Below are 16,092 nucleotides of genomic sequence, written 5' to 3'. Positions count from 1 at the left end.
GACGAGAAGGACGGCCGGAGCTTGGGAGCTCCGGCCGTCCATTTAATCGCCCACACAGACTGCGGTCAGCTAGTCAGCGATGGCCTCGATGGAGTTCTCGAGCAGGGCGGTGACGTAGTCGGGGTTGTGCACGCCCTTGCTACGATCCTCTTCCAGGCCGATCCAGTTGAAGAACGCCTGGGCCTGGGCCATGGGGTAGGTGCCGACGACGGGCTCGTAGGCCTCGTCCGCCTCGACGTACTCCACGACACCGAGCTCCACGAGACGGTCGCGCAGCTGGTCCATGAGTTCCTGGGTATCGGTCTGGAAGCCGCCGATATCGAAGTCATCGGCGCCGGCATGGCAGGTCTGGCAAGCCGCGATGTTGGTGTGCCAGGTGTGGCCACCCATCTCGTCGCCATACTCGCCCATGTGGCAGGTGACACAGGTGGCGCCGGCGTTGAGGTGGCCCGAATTATCCGGGTAATCGGTGGAGCCGGCGATCTCGGCGAAGCCGAAGCCCTCGAGCACGTTGGCCTGGGCACCGTGGTGCGGGCCGTAGTGGGTGCTCGTGATCTCGAAGTTCTCGCCCGGGGCGTCGATGTTGGGCTCGGCCCGACGCGACTGGTGGCAGTTGGCGCACAGGTTGCTGTTGTCGCCGAAGTCCAGCATGTAGGTCTCGTCGCAGATCAGCGCCACGGGACCGGTCAGGCGGAGTTCGAAATCGTTGGGGTGCACAGCGTGGCACGTTGCGCAATCGATGGCCGCGGGGTTCGCGATGTCCCCGGACACCTCGCCATTGACGGCATACTGGACGAAGCCCTGCTTGCCATGGCACTGCGCGCAGCTGGCACGACCACCGGCGTAGGCAACGTAATTACCCGCGAAGTGGCCCGACTGGGTGTACTCGAAGTCGAGCTGCAGGAAGCCTTCGCTGGTATGGCATTCCAGGCAAACGGTCACGCTCATGCCGTTGGCGCCATCGACGCCATCGGCACCATCGGCACCATCGGCACCATCGGCACCATCGGCACCGTCGGCACCGGCGGCGCCATCAGCGCCGGCAGGGCCGGCGGGTCCACGATCACCTTCGCAGCCCATGAGCGCGATGGCGGCGATGAGCATGAGCAACCAGACTAAATGCTTTGTATTCACTGGGCACCTCCTAGGCTGTGTGGGCGATTATCGGGATCGCGGAAACTATCGGATACCGCGAAATCCAACTCAAGCATTTGTTGAGCCATTAACAACTAATAATGGATGATATTCTCAAATAAGCGCTAATTGTTGTCGCAACCAACACTTGAGCAATGATGTCATTGTGCTTAAAAATAATAAGTTACAGGATTATCCTAGCGCATTCCTAGGTATATTGATTATCTATTTCAACCAAGAAGCCCCTGATTAGCCTAATAAAAAAAACACCCCGAAATGGCAGGTGTTTGCCTTACATAACCTTCCCGCAGGAATCCCCAGCGCTCCGGTCGCCTTATTGCAATGGTAGTGAGCAAGCTTGTAAGACATTCTGCCAGTGAGGATACGGTCTAGTGCGACCCCTCCTGACGCAGCCGTTCGAGCACCGCTTTCACCTCTTCATCGTCGGTATCGCGCGCCATGGCGCGGGCCACGGCGTGCGCCATGGAAAGGTCGTCCTCCTGGCGGCCGGCCTGGCGGAGATTCGAGGCGATAAGGCCCTCCACCTTGCGGATGAGCGCCTTGGAGAACAGCTCGAGCTGTTCGTGGTCCGCCGGCTGGAATCGCTTGCGGTTGCGGGCCACCTCGTGGGCCCGCAGGCTCTCCAGCACCACGTGCAGCTGCTGGATGGTGGGAGCGACCCGGTTCTCACGGTACCAGGTCACGAAATCTTCGACGTGCTTCTCGACGATCTGCTCGGCCCGCCGGGCTTCCTTCTCGCGGGTCTTCAGGTTGGCGGCCACCAGCTCGTTGAAGTCGTCGACGGTGTAGAGGTAGACGTCGCCGAACTTGCCGAGCGCGGGATCCACGTCGCGGGGAACCGCGAGGTCGAGCAAGAGGAGGGGGCGGCGGCGCTTCTTGAGGATCGCCTTGATCGCCTCGCCACCGATCACCGGCTCGCTGGCGCCCGTGGCCGAGACCACGAGGTCGGCCCAGTCGAGGTCATCGGCCGTCGGTGGGAACGACGTGACCTGGCCACCGAGGAGGTCGGCCACCACGCGGGCATTGGCCTCGGTGCGGTTGGCCACGCGCCAGTCGGTGATCCCCACGCCGCCGAGGTGGTTGGCGGCGAGACGCGCGGTCTCCCCCGCCCCCACCAGCAGCACGTGCCGGCCCTCGAGCGAGCCGAATATCCGCTGTGCCATCTGCACCGCGGCGCTCGCCACCGAGACCGCGCCCTGGCTGATACCCGTGCGGTTGCGCACGTCCTTGCCCGTCTCGATGGCGCGCAGCAACGCCTTGTTCAGGATGGTGTTGCTGGTCTCCGCCTCGAGCGCCCGGGCGTAGGCATCCTTGAGCTGACCCAGGATCTGGACCTCGCCCAGCATCTGGCTGTCGAGTCCGGCGGCCACCCGCAGCATGTGCCGGATCGCCTCGTCGTCGCGCAGGACGTAGGCCTGCTGCGCCGACTCCTCGTCGAGCCCCGTGATGCGTGCATAGAGCCGGCGAAGCTCGTCGGGATCGTGGTGGTCGATGGGCGAGAGATAGATCTCGGTGCGGTTGCAGGTGCTGAGGATGGCCAGGCCCTCGAGGTTCGCCGCCCCGGACAGGATGCGGAGCGCGTCGTCGACCCGCTCGGGCCCCATGGAGGCCCGCTCGCGCACCTCGATGCTGGCGGTGCGGTGGTTCAGCCCGATGAGCTCGATCCTCACGCGATCCTCCCATGGAAGATCTCGATCACCGAGATGAACATCAGCGCCACCACGGCCGCTGACATGATCACGCAGCCGACAGCGAGCTTGTTGGCCGACAGCCAGTGGAAGAGGTCGGCGGCCACCAGGACGGTGAGCAGGACGGCAAGCAGGAGCATGGGGTGCAGGTGACTGATCACCGCACCCTCGGTCTCGACCCGGAGGTTCAGGATCACGAGCGCCGAGAGCAGGCTCACCGTGACCAGCACCCAGCCCGTGACCAGCATCAACCGCCGCAGGCGATCGAGGTCGCCCAGGCTGGGCAGACGCTGGAACCAGGCATTGAACCGGCGACGCCGGATGTTCCAGTCGAGGATCACGTGGCCCGCGCCGAAGACGCCGCAGCCCATGAGCAGCGCGATCCCCGCCAGCGACATGGCCACGTGGACCGCCGCCGAGACGCTGCGCAACGACGGAGTCACGCTGCCGGGACGCAGGCCGAGCACCAGGCCCAGGATCATCAGGATCACCACCCCCAGCAACGGCAACAGCGTGAAGAGGCGCTGGTTCACCCGGCGCTGCGCGTAGCACTGGCCGAACCAGACCAGGGTGCCCAGGAAGAAGGCCAGCTGACCGAGATTGAGCATGGGCAACTGCTTCTGCATCACGGTGATGGCCACCAGCCAGATCAGGAGCAGGACCGCGCCCACCCGGCCCAGGCGGACGGCGTACGTCTCGAGCCCCTGGTCGGTCCGGCGCAAAAGGACTCCCCAGAGCCCGAGCAGACAGCCGAAGACCAGCAGCAGGAGTTGCGGCATCACGCGATAGAAGAACTGTTCCATGCCCGTCGTCCCGGTTGCGTGTGGCAGGTTGGAGGGGGGAGCGTGGCGCCTCCCCCCTCGCCGGATAATCTAACAGATGAGGCCGGTCTTGTCTCATCCAACTGCAGCTGGGCCGGATCGTTCCGTCATTCTGCTGTTCCCTGACAGGAACTATTGCTTACAATGACCGGAGAGACCCGCGAGCCTACGACCCACCATGCCGCCACGAAGCTGGAGGAGCCGTGTGATGTTCCCGAGACTGCCCACCCTGACCCTGACGCTCATGGCTCTCCTGATCGCGACCGTGCCCGCCACCGAGCTGACCCCGCTGGAGGAACTGGGCAAGGACATCTTCTTTGACGAAGAGCTCTCCCGGCCACCCGGCCAGTCGTGCGCCACCTGTCACGGCCCCGAGGCCGGCTTTGCGGGTCCGGATTCGGAGATCAACCTGGGAACCGCCGCCTATCCCGGCGCCGATCCCACCCGCTTCAGCAACCGCAAGCCCCCCACGATCACCTACGCGGGCGACAGCCCGGTCTTGGCCTACGTACGCGAAAGCGAGGAGGAGGAAGAGGAAGAGGAGGAAGAGCACGAGCACGCAGACGAGTATCTCTTCGTCGGCGGCATGTTCTTCGACGGCCGCGCCCACGGCTGGAAACTCCAGGATCCTCTGGCCGAGCAGGCCCAGGCCCCCTTCCTCAACCCGCTGGAACAGAATCTGCCCGATGCCCGGGCGGTCGTCGAGCTCGTGGCCGCCTCCTACGGCCAGCGCTTCGCCCGTCTGGGCCTGCCCCTCGATCCCGCCGGCGACCCCGAGGGTTCGTACGACACCATCGCCAGGGTGATCGCCGCCTACGAACGCTCGTTGGAGCTGAACCCCTTCGATTCCAAGTACGACTTCTACCTGGCCGGCCAGGCCGAGCTGACGCCCCTGGAGCTGCAGGGCCTGCAGCTCTTCGAGGGCAAGGCGCTCTGCAGCGAATGCCACCCCAGCCAGCCCGGTCCCGCCGGCGAGCCGCCGCTCTTCACCGACTTCACCTACGACAACCTGGGTGTGCCCCGGAACCTCGACCTGCCGTTCTACCGCATGCCCGCCGAGTTCAATCCCGATGGCGAGGCCTACGTCGACCCCGGCCTCGGTGGCTTCCTGGCCACCCAGCCGGCGTGGGCCCACCTGGCGGCGGAGAACCACGGCAAGCACAAGGTGCCCACCCTGCGCAACATCGATGCGCGTCCCGATCCCGACTTCGTCAAGGTCTACATGCACAACGGCGTGTTCAAGTCGCTGGCCGAAGTGGTCAACTTCTACAACACCCGCGACGTGGGCGACTGGCCGCCGGCCGAGGTGGCCGAGAACGTCAACGTGGAGGAGCTCGGCGACCTGAAACTCACGCCCGAGGAGGAGGCGGCCGTGGTGGCCTTCATGAAGACCCTCACCGACGGGTTCGACCCGGAGAACGGGAACTATCCCACGCCCTAGTTCGCGGCCGGCAAAGCAGGAACCGGGCGCTCCCTGGGGAGCGCCCGGTTCCTCGTTGCGACCGATGGTGCGGCCGCGGCTAGGGGATGTACTTGCCGCGCGGCACGTAGGCCGTGTGCAGCAGGTGGTGGCTCTTCTCGCCGCAGGGCCCGTCGGTGAGGAACTCCTCGTAGATCCGGGTCACGGCGGGATTCTCGTGGCTCTTGCGGACCGTGGAATCGCGGTCCTCGGCGTAGATCGCCTCGGCCCGCTTGGCGCGGATCTCCGGCGAGGTCGGGATGGGCTGGCCGCCGCCGCCGAGGCAGCCGCCCGGACAGGCCATGAACTCGATGAAGTGGCACTCGCTGAACGGTCCGCCCGCCTTGATGTCCTCGAGGACCTTCTTGGCGTTGGCCGTGCCGTGCGCCACGCCCACCTTGAGCTTGGCACCGAGCAGCCAGTCCCAGTCGGGCACCAGGTGCGCGATGATCTCGGGCACCGGCCCCACCTCGGTGATGGGGATCTCGGCCATGCGGATGCCGTCGAAGCCGCGGATCGGCACGATGTCCGCATGCGCGTAGAAGTCCTCCACCACCTTGCCGGTGACCAGCTCGATGACCGAGCGCAGCGCGGCCTCCATGACGCCGCCGCTGGCGCCGAAGATCACGCCCGAACCCGTCTCCGCCCCGAAGGGGTCGTCGAACTCGGTGTCGGGCATGGCCGGCAGGTCGATGCCCGCCTGGTGGATCATGCGCGCCAGCTCGCGGGTGGTCATGCCGTAGTCCACGTCCTTGTACCCGCTGTCGCACATCTCCGGCCGGTTGCACTCGTACTTCTTCGCGGTGCAGGGCATGAGCGCCACCGAGACGATGTCCTTGGGGTCGACCCCGGCGCGCTCGGCGTAGAAGGTCTTGATGAGCGTGCCGAACATCTGTTGCGGGCTCTTGGCCGACGACAGGTTGGGGATGTACTGCGGATAGAAGTGCTCGAGGTACTTGACCCAGCCCGGCGAGCAGCTCGTGAACTGCGGCAGCGCCACGGTCTGGTCCTTCTGCACCAGCGCCTTATAGAGGCGGAGGATCAGCTCGGTCCCCTCCTCGATGATGGTCAGGTCGGCGGTGAAGTTGGTGTCGAAGACCTTGTCGAAGCCGCAGCGCTTGAGCGCGGTGTTCAGCTGCTTGGTCACCGGGGTGCCCGGTTCCAGGCCGAAGCACTCGCCCATACCCGCGCGCGGGCTCGGCGCGGTCTGGATCACCACGTGCTTGGTGGGATCGTCGATGGCGTTCCACACGTCGTCGCCGGGATCCCGCGCCCGCAGCGCGCCCGTGGGACAGCGGTTGATGCACTGGCCGCAGTTGATGCAGACCACGCTGCCCAGCTGCTTCTCCATGAACGTGCCGATCTTGGTGTCGGCGCCGCGATGGAGCGCCTCCAGCACGCCCACCTCCTGCAGGTCGATGCAGGTGCGGATGCAGCGGCGGCAGAGGACGCACTTGTCCATCTCCCGGGTCACCGAGTAGGCCGAACGGTCGATCTCGGTGCGGGGCTGGTTGGTGTGTCCGAACTTGTAGTCGCGGACACCGTACTCCCAGGCCAGGCTCTGCAGCTCGCAGTTGTTGTTGCGCCAGCACGAGTAGCACTCGCCCACGTGCTCGCTGATCAGGAGGTCCACCATGTGCCGGCGGGCGCGGCGCACCCGGGGCGTGTTGGTGAGGATCTCGATGGTCTCGGTGATGGGATAGGCACACGCCGCGTGCAGGATGCGATGTCCCGTCACTTCCACCAGGCAAATGCGGCACACGCCGGCGATGCAGAGGTCCTCGTGGAAACAGAGCGTGGGAATCTTGATGCCCTGCCGCTTGGCGGCCTCGAGGATGGTGGTCCCGAAGGGGACCTCGGTATCCAGGCCGTCGATGGTGACCCGCACCATGTGGGCGTCGTCGCGTTCGATCTCGGGCCGGCTGCGCCGCATGGAGACGGGGGCCCGGCACATGCCATTGTCGACGATGATTTTCTCGGCCATGAGCTCAGCTCCTCATTGCTGCGGTTCAGACGGCACCGACCGCCCGCCCCATGATCTCCTCGCGGAAGTGCTCCACGATCGAAAGGAAGACGTTGCCGCTGGACTGACCCAGGCCGCACTTGCTGGCCATGTGGATCGACTCGCCCAGCGCCACGATCTCGCGCAGGTAGGCCGCGGAACACGTCCCTTCCTGCAGCATCCGGACGCACTCCAGGAGCTTGGGATTGCCCACCCGGCAAGGCGTGCATTGCCCGCAGCTCTCCTCGCACATGAACTCGAGGAAGTTCTCGGCCACTTCGAGCATGTCCCGACCCGGCCCGAAGACGATGACCGCGCCTCCGGTGGGCACATCCTCGTAGCAGACCTTGCGGTCGAACTCGCCCTGGCCCACGCAGCGACCGGCGGCGCCGCCGATGACCACGGCCTTGGCGTTCTCGCCGCCCACGGCCTCGAGCATCTCGCGCACCGTGGTGCCCAGAGGCAGCTCGTAGACTCCCGGCCGATCGATGTCGCCCGAGACGCTGAACAGCTTGAAGCCCGTGGACATGTCGGTACCCACCACCCGGAACCACTCCGAGCCCTTGGCCAGGATGCAGGCGGCCCAGGCGAAGGTCTCGACGTTGTTGACCACGGTGGGGTTGGCGTTCATGCCGGTGTCGGCGGTGAACGGCGGGCGGTTGCGCGATTCGCCGCGGTGCCCCTCGAGCGACTCGATGAGCGCGGTCTCCTCGCCGCAGACGTAGGCGCCGCTGCCCATGCGGATCTCGATGTCGAACGCGAACCCGTCGACGTCCATGACCCTGGGCCCCAGCAGACCCTGCTCGCGACGCTCGCGCAGCGCGCGCTTGAGCCCGCCCTGCAGGTAGGTGTACTCGCCACGCAGGTACACGATGCCCTTGGTGGCGCCCACGGCCTTGGCCGCGATGGTCATGCCGGCGAACACCAGGTCGGGGAATTCGGTGAGGATGACCCGGTCCTTGAACGTGCCGGGCTCGCCCTCGTCGGCGTTGCAGACCACGTACTTCTGCTCGCCCTTGGCGGCGGCGCAGAACTTCCACTTGGCGCCGGTGGGGAAGCCGGCGCCCCCGCGGCCCTTGAGGCCCGAGGCGGTCACGGTCTCGATGATCTCCGGACCGCTCATGTCGATGGCGACCTTCAGGCCGGCATCGGGCTCGATGTCGCGAAAGGTCAGCTTCTTCTGGATGAAGCTCTTGATCATAGCCCGACCTCCTGGTCCTGCATGGCATGGGCGCCGAAGACCTTGCGGCATTCCTCGATGATGTGGTGCACCTCGTCGGGCGTGACCTGGGTGAAGACCCGGTCGTTGACCAGCAGCGCCGGCCCGAGGTCGCACATGCCGATGCAGTTGGCCCATTCCAGGGTGAAGCGGCCGTCGGCGGTGGTCTCGCCGAACTTGATGCCGAGGTCGGTCTCGAGCTGGTGCGCCACCCGGTCCTTGCCCTGCATGTGGCAGCACATGGTCCGGCAGACCCGGATCACGAACCGCCCCCTGGGCTTGAAATCGAGGAAGCTGTAGAACGACACCACCGCGAAGACCTCCACGGGGTGGATGCCGAGGAGATCGGCCACCACCTGCATGGCGTATTCGGAGATGTGGTAGTGCTCGCGCTGGATGTCCTGGAGGATGGGAAGCAGGCTGCTGCGGGTGCTGCCGTACTTCTCGGTCAGTTCGGCGAGTGATTGCCGGATGCGATCGCGTTCGGTCAGTAGAACCATGAGGCCCTCTCCTTGGCGGCGGGAGTGGTCGCGAACAGAGGATCTCCGCTGGCGCCTTCCGTGGACGTTCTTGATGCCACGTCAACGTTTCCTGGGCCAGAATCCGGAGATCCACCCCAAGGATGCCATATGTTGTGAAAAAAACAACCTCGAAATGAGCTCACCAGGGCCTTCAACGTCATTATTTTGCAATCTTTTTCGTCTTAATTGACCGCCGGTCAATCGCGACAAAATGTGCATAAACACATGGACCGGCCAACCCCCCCTTAATTGACCACATCAATGACCTAATCAAGTGTTTGAGGGCAATTCAGGGATCTATATTTGCTGCCAATGAGTTAACATTTGATCCGAGATCAATTTCTGCCCCCACGGCGGCTCAGGATGCGGGTCATGCCGCCATGAGACCTAAAGATCACACGAGAGGGCCGCCCGCCACATGGAAACCGGGGCCGGCTGCGAGCCGGCCCCGGTCGTCGAGGGATCCAGGCAGGAATCTACTTCACCAGCAGGAGCTTGGTCTGGGCCACGCCGTCGTCGGCCACCAGGCGGGCGAAGTACACGCCCGAAGCCACGCGGTCGCCCGACCAGTGGAGGCCGTGCTCGCCGGCGGCCAGCAGACCGTCGTGCAGCACCGCGACCTGGCGTCCCACCGCGTCATGGACCGTGACCCGCACGTGCTGCTCGCGGCCGAGCGAGAGCATCACCTTGGTCTGCGGGTTGAACGGATTGGGCTGGGCGCCGATCAGGCGGACGCCGGCCATCAGCTCGGGCGTCAGCGTCTTCTCGGCCAGCAGCTCCCAGTCACCGTCGACCTCGTGGAGCAGCTCGTAGGTCACCGGGCCGGCGGCTGGGCGATCCTCGGCACGGAAACGGCCGGGGCCATCGCCCTGGGCCGCGAGCATGCGCAGTTCATCGCCCTGACGCGCACGCACGGTGAACTGGTGCGCCGCGCCCTGACCATGGATGCGCCAGCGCAGCTCGATGCGGCCACCCTGGTCGACGGCGTCGAACTCCGCCAGGTACACCGGCACCGAGCCCTCGGGCACCAGGACCAGGCCCATCTCCACCTCGGCGCGCGTTCCGGGCGCCTCGCTGTAGGCCTCGTCCAGGCCCGCCGCCTCGTCGGCCGGCAACTCCAGGCCGCCGCCGCCCGTGATGGGATCGCCCACCTCGATGTCGGCGGTGAAGTACACCAGCGCGCGGCCCAGGTCGTCGCGGTCGGCCACGGCGAGGGCGGCGATGCCGGTGAAGTCGGTGACCACGGCGTCGGGATCGGGATCGCCGTTGCCGTCCACGTCCACGGGCATGCCCTCCATGAGCACGATCTCACCGTTGAGCAGGAGCACTTCCCTGGCACCTTCGGCGGTCTCCACGCTCCAGCAGCAGGCCCAGTCGCCATCCTCGTTCATGTAGGCCCGCTCGATGCTGCCTTCCAGCGGCATGCCGTCGACGAGGTCGCCCTCGCGCAGCATGATCATGCCGTCGATCATCAGGAACTCGTCGGTGGCGGTGTCGCCGTCGGTGTCGCCGGTCAGGAGCCAGTGGCCATCCTCGGTGATGGCGGTGTAGTCGAAGTTGTCCCAGTTCTCACCGGGCAGGCCGCCGGCCGCCGCGGGCAGCGGGCTGCCCTCGCTCACGGGCAGGCCGTCGACCAGGACCACCGCGCCGTCGGAGACCATGTGGTTGTCGTTGGTGCTCGAACCCGTGGCGGTGCCAACCTCGGCGAGGTAGTGGGTGCCGAAGGCCGAGAAGCGGTAGTCGAAGCTCACCGCTGCGCTGCCGTCGACCACGGGGTCGGGCAGCCCGTCGATCATGTCCCCGCCGATGATCAGCGGCGCGGCGTCCGGGCCGTAGAAGAGTCCACGCCTCTGGGTGGAACCACCCTGCGTGTCGGTGATGCCGCCCACGAAATAGGGGGTGCCGTCCTGGGTGGCGCCGGGCCGGCTGCCGAAGCTCCACCAGAAGCCCTCGGCGTGCGGATAGACTTCCTCTTCGATGGCCACCACCGTGTCCTCGAACCACACGCTATCGAGGCCGGTCTGGCCATCGGAGATGCGCGTGCAGGAAGGACTGTAGGCGAAGCCGTTGCCGCCGAGGCCGCAGAAGCTCTCCCACGAGTTCTGCTCGTAGTCGCCCACGGTGGTCTCGGTGCGCAGGATGTCGGCGGCCGCGACCCCATCGAGGGTCCCGTAGGCCAGGGCAATGGTCTCGGCGTCCATCACGGAATTGAGGTTGAAGGCCCAGCCACCCCCGTGGTTGACCGCAGGCAGCGCGATGGTATCGACGAGGTAGGCATCGTTGCCGGGCACCGGTTGACCAGCGACCACGATGGCCGTGGCCACCTGGCCCTGGGCCGCTCCAGCCAGGAGCACGATGCCGGCGAGAACGAGCAGCAAGCGCAAGGAATGCATGGTGTCCCCTTCCGGTAAGCGGATTGACGATGGTATGGCGGTATTTCTAGCGCCGATGTCGTGCGGGGAGTCCAGGCGGTGGCGCACGGGGATGATATCACAAAATTATCCCGATGATGAAAAAAGATATCACTTATATGCGCCCCACCCGATCCCGGTCGACCAAGAAGGGCCGATCCCGAAGGACCGGCCCCACGCGCCTGAACCAGGTGTCTTGCGGCTGCCTAGCTCAACTGATCGATCCCGACCACCGCGCCGAACTTCTCCTTCAGCGCCAGCAGCTCGGCCTTCTGCTTCTCATAGACCTTGAACAACTGCGGCGGGAGGCTCTCCTCCTTGCCGTAGGCCTCGGTCTGCAGGTCGATGCGGCCGACGATGTTGTCGACATAGAGCGCGAACTGCATGTCGTAGAGGCTCTTGGGATACTCCTTGTTGATCCCGGCGAAGAGCTCCTTGAGGTCCTCGTACTTCGGCAGCATGCCGATGGGCGTCTCGATGGCCTCGACCTCGCCATGCACGTAGCGCTCGAGCCAGCCCAGCCAGACCTTCACGTCCTTCTTCTCGCCCAGCAGGCCCTTGCCGTCGCTGCCGCGGTTGGCGTGGGTGAGGAAGTAGTTGAGGCCCGCCATGATGGGACGGCCCTGGTCGGAAAGCGCCTTGCTGTTGAAGAACTTGAACTGGACGTTCATGTAGTCGGCCAGGGCGCCCGGGATGAACGGCGCGTTGGCCCAGGGCTGGCGGTTGACGCCGGTGGCGCCCACCTCGGTGGCGGTGGCGGCCGAGACGATGCTGGCGCCGATGGCCACGCCCGCGTCGGGGTTCTTGGCCACCCACACCGGCGGCATGGTGTCGCTGTCGCGGCCCGAGTAGGTGATGACCTTGACGGGGACGCCCGCCGGGTCGGCGTTGGCCGCGGCGTTGTGGTTGGCGATGACCTTGCAGTCCACCGTGCAGCGCGAGTTCTTGTGGCTCGGCGGGATGGGCTTGCCGTCGGCGCCGGTCTTGCCCTCGAACCACTCGCCCTGGAAGTTGACGCCCTTCTTGGGCATCTCCTCGCCACAGCCGGTCCAGTAGGGCACCCCGTCCTCGCTGATCAGCACGTTGGACCAGATGGCCTCGGTGTCGTCGTCGCGCATGGCCTTCATGAGGTAGGGATCGCCCTCGCGATTGACGTCCTCGACGATGCCGAAGATGCCCGCCTCGGGGTTGACCGCGCGGCAGGTGCCGTCGGCCGCGATCCAGATCTGCGCCAGATCGTCACCCACGAAGTCGGTACCCACCATGGCGGTGGTGGTCTTGCCGCAGCCCGAAGGCGCCGCGCCGGCGAAGTAGGTCACCCGGCCGCCGGGGCCCTTCATGCCGGTGATGAACATGTGCTCGGAGATCTCCTTGTCCTCGCCGTAGTAGACCGCGTAGTCCACCGAGAAGCGGTGGTTGCCCTTCTTCATCAGCAGGGTGTTGCCCGCGTAGGTGCAGAAGGTGGAGAAGGTGGTCAGCCACGAGCGGTCCATGAAGATGCGCGCGTTGGGCACGTCCTCGGGACGGTTGGGACCCTCGCTGTGGACGTTGGTGAAGAAGATCCCCCGGCGTTCGACCTCGCCGTCGAAGGCGTCGTAGCAGTTGCGATAGAGCAGTTCGGCCGAGTGGAGCACGTAGGCCGAACTCGAGATCTCGATGGCCGGCGTCGAGGCCTGGGCACCCACGGGACCGCGGGCGTAGAAGCCCACCATCATGGTCATGCCCTTCATGATGCCCTTCATGTAGGTCTGCACGTACTCCAGTCCCTCGCTGCGCAGGACCTTCTTGGCCAGGGCGCTGGTCTTCTCGTCTTCGTTGACGATGTAGAAGGTCTGGTTCACGAGGCGGGCCTGGTCCTGGGGCAGGTCGAAGTGGATGGTGTGGCCCTTCTTGGCCAGGGGCTTCTCTTCGCCCTTCTCCAGCGCATGTTCACGGATCCACTGCACGTCCTGCGCGCTACCGGTGTTGATGAAGACCCGATCGGGCTCGCACATGGCGATGGCGTTGGCGATCTTCAGGAGCGCCTCTTCGTTGGTGATGGGCGCCAGCTTCTTCTGATTTTCGGCATCGAGCTTCTGCTCGATGAGGGCCCTGGCCTCGGCGATGGACTTGACGCCACCAACCTCGGCGAGGATGTCCACGCCCTTCTTCAGCTCCAGCATGCCTCTCTCCATTCGCTTGTTCGCTTGACGTGATGGGTCCACGGCCCCGCGTTCGGGGTGACGCGACAGACTCGACGACCACAGTTAAATCCCGAACAGGTACGACGTCGAGGCCTACCACTCTAGCACTTATCTAGGGATTGAATCAACGGAATCAGGCCGGGCGTCCATCCTGCAGCAGACGGGCCTCCACCACCTCGCGGCCGCATCCCTCCTGTCGCAGCAACGGCGCGGCCCGCGAGATCTCGTCGCGGGTGCAGGCCAGCAGGAGATGGGTGCTGCTGACCTGATCGGCCCCGCGGGTGACCGCCTCCTCCACGGCGGCCTGGAGGCAGGCCGTGGCCGTGTCGTCGAAACGGGCCGGACCGTCGCCCTGGGCGAGGTAGGGGGCAACACGCTCGTGGAAGAATCCCGCCATGCGCAGCGAGTCCAGGCCGCTGTCGGCGAGGATCCTGGCGGCCCGGCATTCCCGTGCTCCGGCGAGCCCCAGGACCAGATGCCAGTCGGTGATGCTGCGGTGGCGTTCACGGCGCGCGGTCTCACCGGCCATGACCAGCGCGGCCCGGCACCCGCGACTCCATTGTTCCAGCGGTTCGGCCTGGGCAGGCCCGGATGAAGGCGGCACGAACAGGCGCTGCCAGGCGAGGATGGCCGACCCGACCACGCCCACGAGCAGACCCAGCAGCAAGGCGAGCACCTCCGTGGCGCCGAACAGCAGGCTCAGCGTCGTGACGATGGCGCCCAGAATGATTGGCAGCAGACCCAGCATGACCTTCCCTCGCGAACCCTGATAGTAACCGGCGCCTGCCGGGAGTGAAAGGTCTACTGCTAGCCTTGCTCGGCGCGACTGTCGAGCTGTGTCTGGGGACGCAGGCTCGCCAACGTGGCGTCCAGCTGCTTGACCCCGGTGCTGCGCGCGTCGGCCTCGCTCAGCCACTGGCGATGCTCCAGGGAGACCTGCTCGTGGACGGCCTGCACGAAGGAGGCGAGGGACTCCCGCGATCCGGCGGACACCGCCTGGCGCACCTCCGAGAGCCGGCTCTCGAGCTGTTCCAGGGCCTGGCGCGTCCGGTCATAGCGCTCGGCGTTGCGTTGATCCTGGTTCATGGCCGCCCGCGAGGCCGCATAGGCCGCGAGGGCCGAGCCCAGGATGGCCAGCGACGCCAGCGACGCCAGGGGCGGATAGGGTGCCCCCAGGAAGCCGGCCAGACCGGTGGCCGCCCCGGCGAGGAACGCCGCCCAGCCGCTCAGAGCCAGCGTCCGGCGACCGGACAGCCGGTGTTCGGTGGCGCGCACCCGGTAGAAAGCCACCTGGACGTCGAGCTGATAGCGTCGGAAGTACTCGAGCTGCTGCTGCAGGACCGGCAGGTCCGAGGTCTCGGTCACGGACCAGGGCCTGGTCACCGCCTCGAAGTACTGCAGACGGCGCGATTCCGCCCGGGCCCGGCTCTCCATCCATCGCGTCAGCAGCGCACCCTCGCGGATGTTGTGGATCCACATGGTCCCCAGCCAGGCCAGGACCAGCCCGAGGCAGCCCGCCACCAGGAAGGGCCAGCCCGGATTCTGGGTGCCCGCATCGGTGTAGAAGGCGCCGAGGAACACCAGCGTCACCGCCAGGACCGCCGAGGAGATCACGGCCAGACCGGCGCGGCCGGCGATCTGCCGGAAGCGGGCCTGGGCCGTGATGGCGCGCTCGTCGTCCTCCTCGAACTGACGGGCCACCACCTGGACCTCGCTGTGGCGCAGGATCTCGGCGATCTCGGGGACATGGTCCTCGAGCGCGCGTGCGTGGTGGGTCGGCTGGATCCGGTAGTCGTCCTGGGCCGGTCGACCGAAGGCCTCGATGGTGCGTCGGATGGTGTCGGACGTGGACATGACGATTCCTTTCCGCCCGATAATCTCCCCCCGTGGTTCAGCTTACCACCACCAGCCGGCGCCGGCAACCGATCGACTCCGGATTCCCGACCTCCTGGATCAGCCCCGGTTCCGCCGCAGGAAGCGCAGGCCGCAGGCCACCAGACAGGCCACCCCCGCCAGGAACAGTCCCACCGCATAGGGGCGCGGGGGCGCGCCGGCCAGCGCCGCCTCGAGATCGCGCAGCCAGGTGAAGAGCAGGACCAGGGCGCCCGCGGCTCCCAGCGCCCAGGACCACCCATCGGCACGGCCGGGTCGGCGTGCCTCGGCGAGGAAGACCCGCCAGCCGAACCCGACCATGAGGACCGCCACCAGAGCCGGCGCATAGACCGGCCCCAGCCAGGGCCAGGGCAGCAGGAACAGCACGTCCCAGGTCGCCAGGCTCGCGGGCCAGCCGAGCGCCGCCTTCAAGCCCAGGTAGTAGACGAGATCCCAGACGCCGAAGGCCACCAGGAACGCCGCGAAGCGCTGCCAACGGGTCCGACCGGCGAGCATGGCCACGGCGGCGAGCATGATCAGGGTGGCGGCCTCGCGTGCCAACTCCACCGCCAGCAGCGAGGCCTCGATGGGGCGCAACGGCAGGGCGAAGCCGTCGGGATAGAGGATGCGACGCAGGTAGACCACCACCGCCGCCTCGAGCCAGCCGAAGGCGACGCCGAAGACCACGACCCACCACATCCGGACAGCAGCGGACAAGCCAGACCTCCCGGGTTGGAACCGAGGATAACCACCCACGCGCC

Annotated in this window: 12 protein-coding genes; 1 reads left to right on the top strand and 11 read right to left on the bottom strand. The window is 66.4% G+C overall.

All coding sequences use genetic code 11. The annotated features are described in order from the left end of the window. Positions 1-69: 69 nt before the first annotated feature. The 3 genes from IFSED24_RS17240 to IFSED24_RS17230 all read right to left on the bottom strand — a co-directional run bounded on the left by IFSED24_RS17240 (position 70) and on the right by IFSED24_RS17230 (position 3,646). Positions 70-1,134, bottom strand: a complete 1,065-nt coding sequence (locus IFSED24_RS17240) for an ammonia-forming cytochrome c nitrite reductase subunit c552 (RefSeq protein WP_491332720.1) — start codon at positions 1,132-1,134, stop codon at positions 70-72. Positions 1,135-1,523: 389 nt separating this feature from the next. Further along, positions 1,524-2,825 (bottom strand): glutamyl-tRNA reductase, encoded by a 1,302-nt coding sequence (gene hemA, locus IFSED24_RS17235; RefSeq protein WP_491332719.1) that lies wholly within the window; start codon positions 2,823-2,825, stop codon positions 1,524-1,526. Continuing rightward, positions 2,822-3,646 (bottom strand): hypothetical protein, encoded by an 825-nt coding sequence (locus tag IFSED24_RS17230; RefSeq protein ID WP_491332718.1) that lies wholly within the window; start codon positions 3,644-3,646, stop codon positions 2,822-2,824. Before IFSED24_RS17230 ends, hemA begins: the two co-directional genes overlap by 4 nt. Positions 3,647-3,872: 226 nt before the next feature. Between IFSED24_RS17230 and IFSED24_RS17225 the strand changes: the two genes are divergently transcribed. After that, the gene (locus IFSED24_RS17225; protein ID WP_491332717.1) at positions 3,873-5,105 is read left to right on the top strand and encodes a cytochrome-c peroxidase; all 1,233 of its coding nucleotides are present in this window, start codon (positions 3,873-3,875) and stop codon (positions 5,103-5,105) included. 79 nt (positions 5,106-5,184) lie between these two features. On the opposite strand, the gene IFSED24_RS17220 is transcribed toward IFSED24_RS17225, so the two are convergent. From IFSED24_RS17220 to IFSED24_RS17185, 8 genes are all read right to left on the bottom strand, one after another. Further along, on the bottom strand, positions 5,185-7,014 hold the full coding sequence (locus tag IFSED24_RS17220) for an NADH-dependent [FeFe] hydrogenase, group A6 (protein ID WP_491335076.1): 1,830 nt from the start codon (positions 7,012-7,014) through the stop codon (positions 5,185-5,187). Positions 7,015-7,132: 118 nt separating this feature from the next. Continuing rightward, positions 7,133-8,326: a complex I 51 kDa subunit family protein gene (locus tag IFSED24_RS17215; protein WP_491332716.1), complete on the bottom strand. Its 1,194-nt coding sequence runs from the start codon at positions 8,324-8,326 to the stop codon at positions 7,133-7,135. Further along, the gene (gene nuoE, locus IFSED24_RS17210) at positions 8,323-8,844 is read right to left on the bottom strand and encodes an NADH-quinone oxidoreductase subunit NuoE (protein ID WP_491332715.1); all 522 of its coding nucleotides are present in this window, start codon (positions 8,842-8,844) and stop codon (positions 8,323-8,325) included. Before nuoE ends, IFSED24_RS17215 begins: the two co-directional genes overlap by 4 nt. A 497-nt stretch (positions 8,845-9,341) precedes the next feature. After that, the gene (locus IFSED24_RS17205; RefSeq protein WP_491332714.1) at positions 9,342-11,258 is read right to left on the bottom strand and encodes a T9SS type A sorting domain-containing protein; all 1,917 of its coding nucleotides are present in this window, start codon (positions 11,256-11,258) and stop codon (positions 9,342-9,344) included. Between the two features lie 224 nt (positions 11,259-11,482). Beyond that, positions 11,483-13,438, bottom strand: coding sequence for a phosphoenolpyruvate carboxykinase (GTP) (locus IFSED24_RS17200; RefSeq protein ID WP_491332713.1), 1,956 nt, complete (start codon positions 13,436-13,438; stop codon positions 11,483-11,485). A 154-nt stretch (positions 13,439-13,592) separates the two neighbouring features. Next, positions 13,593-14,207 carry a Clp protease N-terminal domain-containing protein gene (locus IFSED24_RS17195; protein WP_491332712.1) on the bottom strand — a complete coding sequence of 205 codons (615 nt, stop codon included), beginning with the start codon at positions 14,205-14,207 and terminating at the stop codon, positions 13,593-13,595. A 59-nt stretch (positions 14,208-14,266) separates the two neighbouring features. Further along, a complete protein-coding gene (locus IFSED24_RS17190; RefSeq protein WP_491332711.1) occupies positions 14,267-15,313 on the bottom strand; it encodes an SLATT domain-containing protein in 1,047 nt (348 codons plus the stop codon). Between the two features lie 99 nt (positions 15,314-15,412). Then, positions 15,413-16,048 carry a hypothetical protein gene (locus tag IFSED24_RS17185; protein WP_491332710.1) on the bottom strand — a complete coding sequence of 212 codons (636 nt, stop codon included), beginning with the start codon at positions 16,046-16,048 and terminating at the stop codon, positions 15,413-15,415. Between the last annotated feature and the right edge of the window lie 44 nt (positions 16,049-16,092).

The organism is Candidatus Latescibacter sp. IFSED24, assembly GCF_058273205.1.
Note: the sequence above shows the minus strand (reverse complement) of the source record. Positions and strands in the feature narration are given on the sequence as shown.

Coding starts and splice junctions, on each gene's coding strand:
- IFSED24_RS17205 (WP_491332714.1), bottom strand. CDS start 11,258: ATGCATTCCTTGCGCTTGCTGCTCGTTCTCGCCGGCATCGTGCTCCTG.
- IFSED24_RS17195 (WP_491332712.1), bottom strand. CDS start 14,207: ATGCTGGGTCTGCTGCCAATCATTCTGGGCGCCATCGTCACGACGCTG.
- IFSED24_RS17215 (WP_491332716.1), bottom strand. CDS start 8,326: ATGATCAAGAGCTTCATCCAGAAGAAGCTGACCTTTCGCGACATCGAG.
- IFSED24_RS17230 (WP_491332718.1), bottom strand. CDS start 3,646: ATGGAACAGTTCTTCTATCGCGTGATGCCGCAACTCCTGCTGCTGGTC.
- nuoE (WP_491332715.1), bottom strand. CDS start 8,844: ATGGTTCTACTGACCGAACGCGATCGCATCCGGCAATCACTCGCCGAA.
- IFSED24_RS17190 (WP_491332711.1), bottom strand. CDS start 15,313: ATGTCCACGTCCGACACCATCCGACGCACCATCGAGGCCTTCGGTCGA.
- IFSED24_RS17200 (WP_491332713.1), bottom strand. CDS start 13,438: ATGCTGGAGCTGAAGAAGGGCGTGGACATCCTCGCCGAGGTTGGTGGC.
- IFSED24_RS17220 (WP_491335076.1), bottom strand. CDS start 7,014: ATGGTGCGGGTCACCATCGACGGCCTGGATACCGAGGTCCCCTTCGGG.
- IFSED24_RS17225 (WP_491332717.1), top strand. CDS start 3,873: ATGTTCCCGAGACTGCCCACCCTGACCCTGACGCTCATGGCTCTCCTG.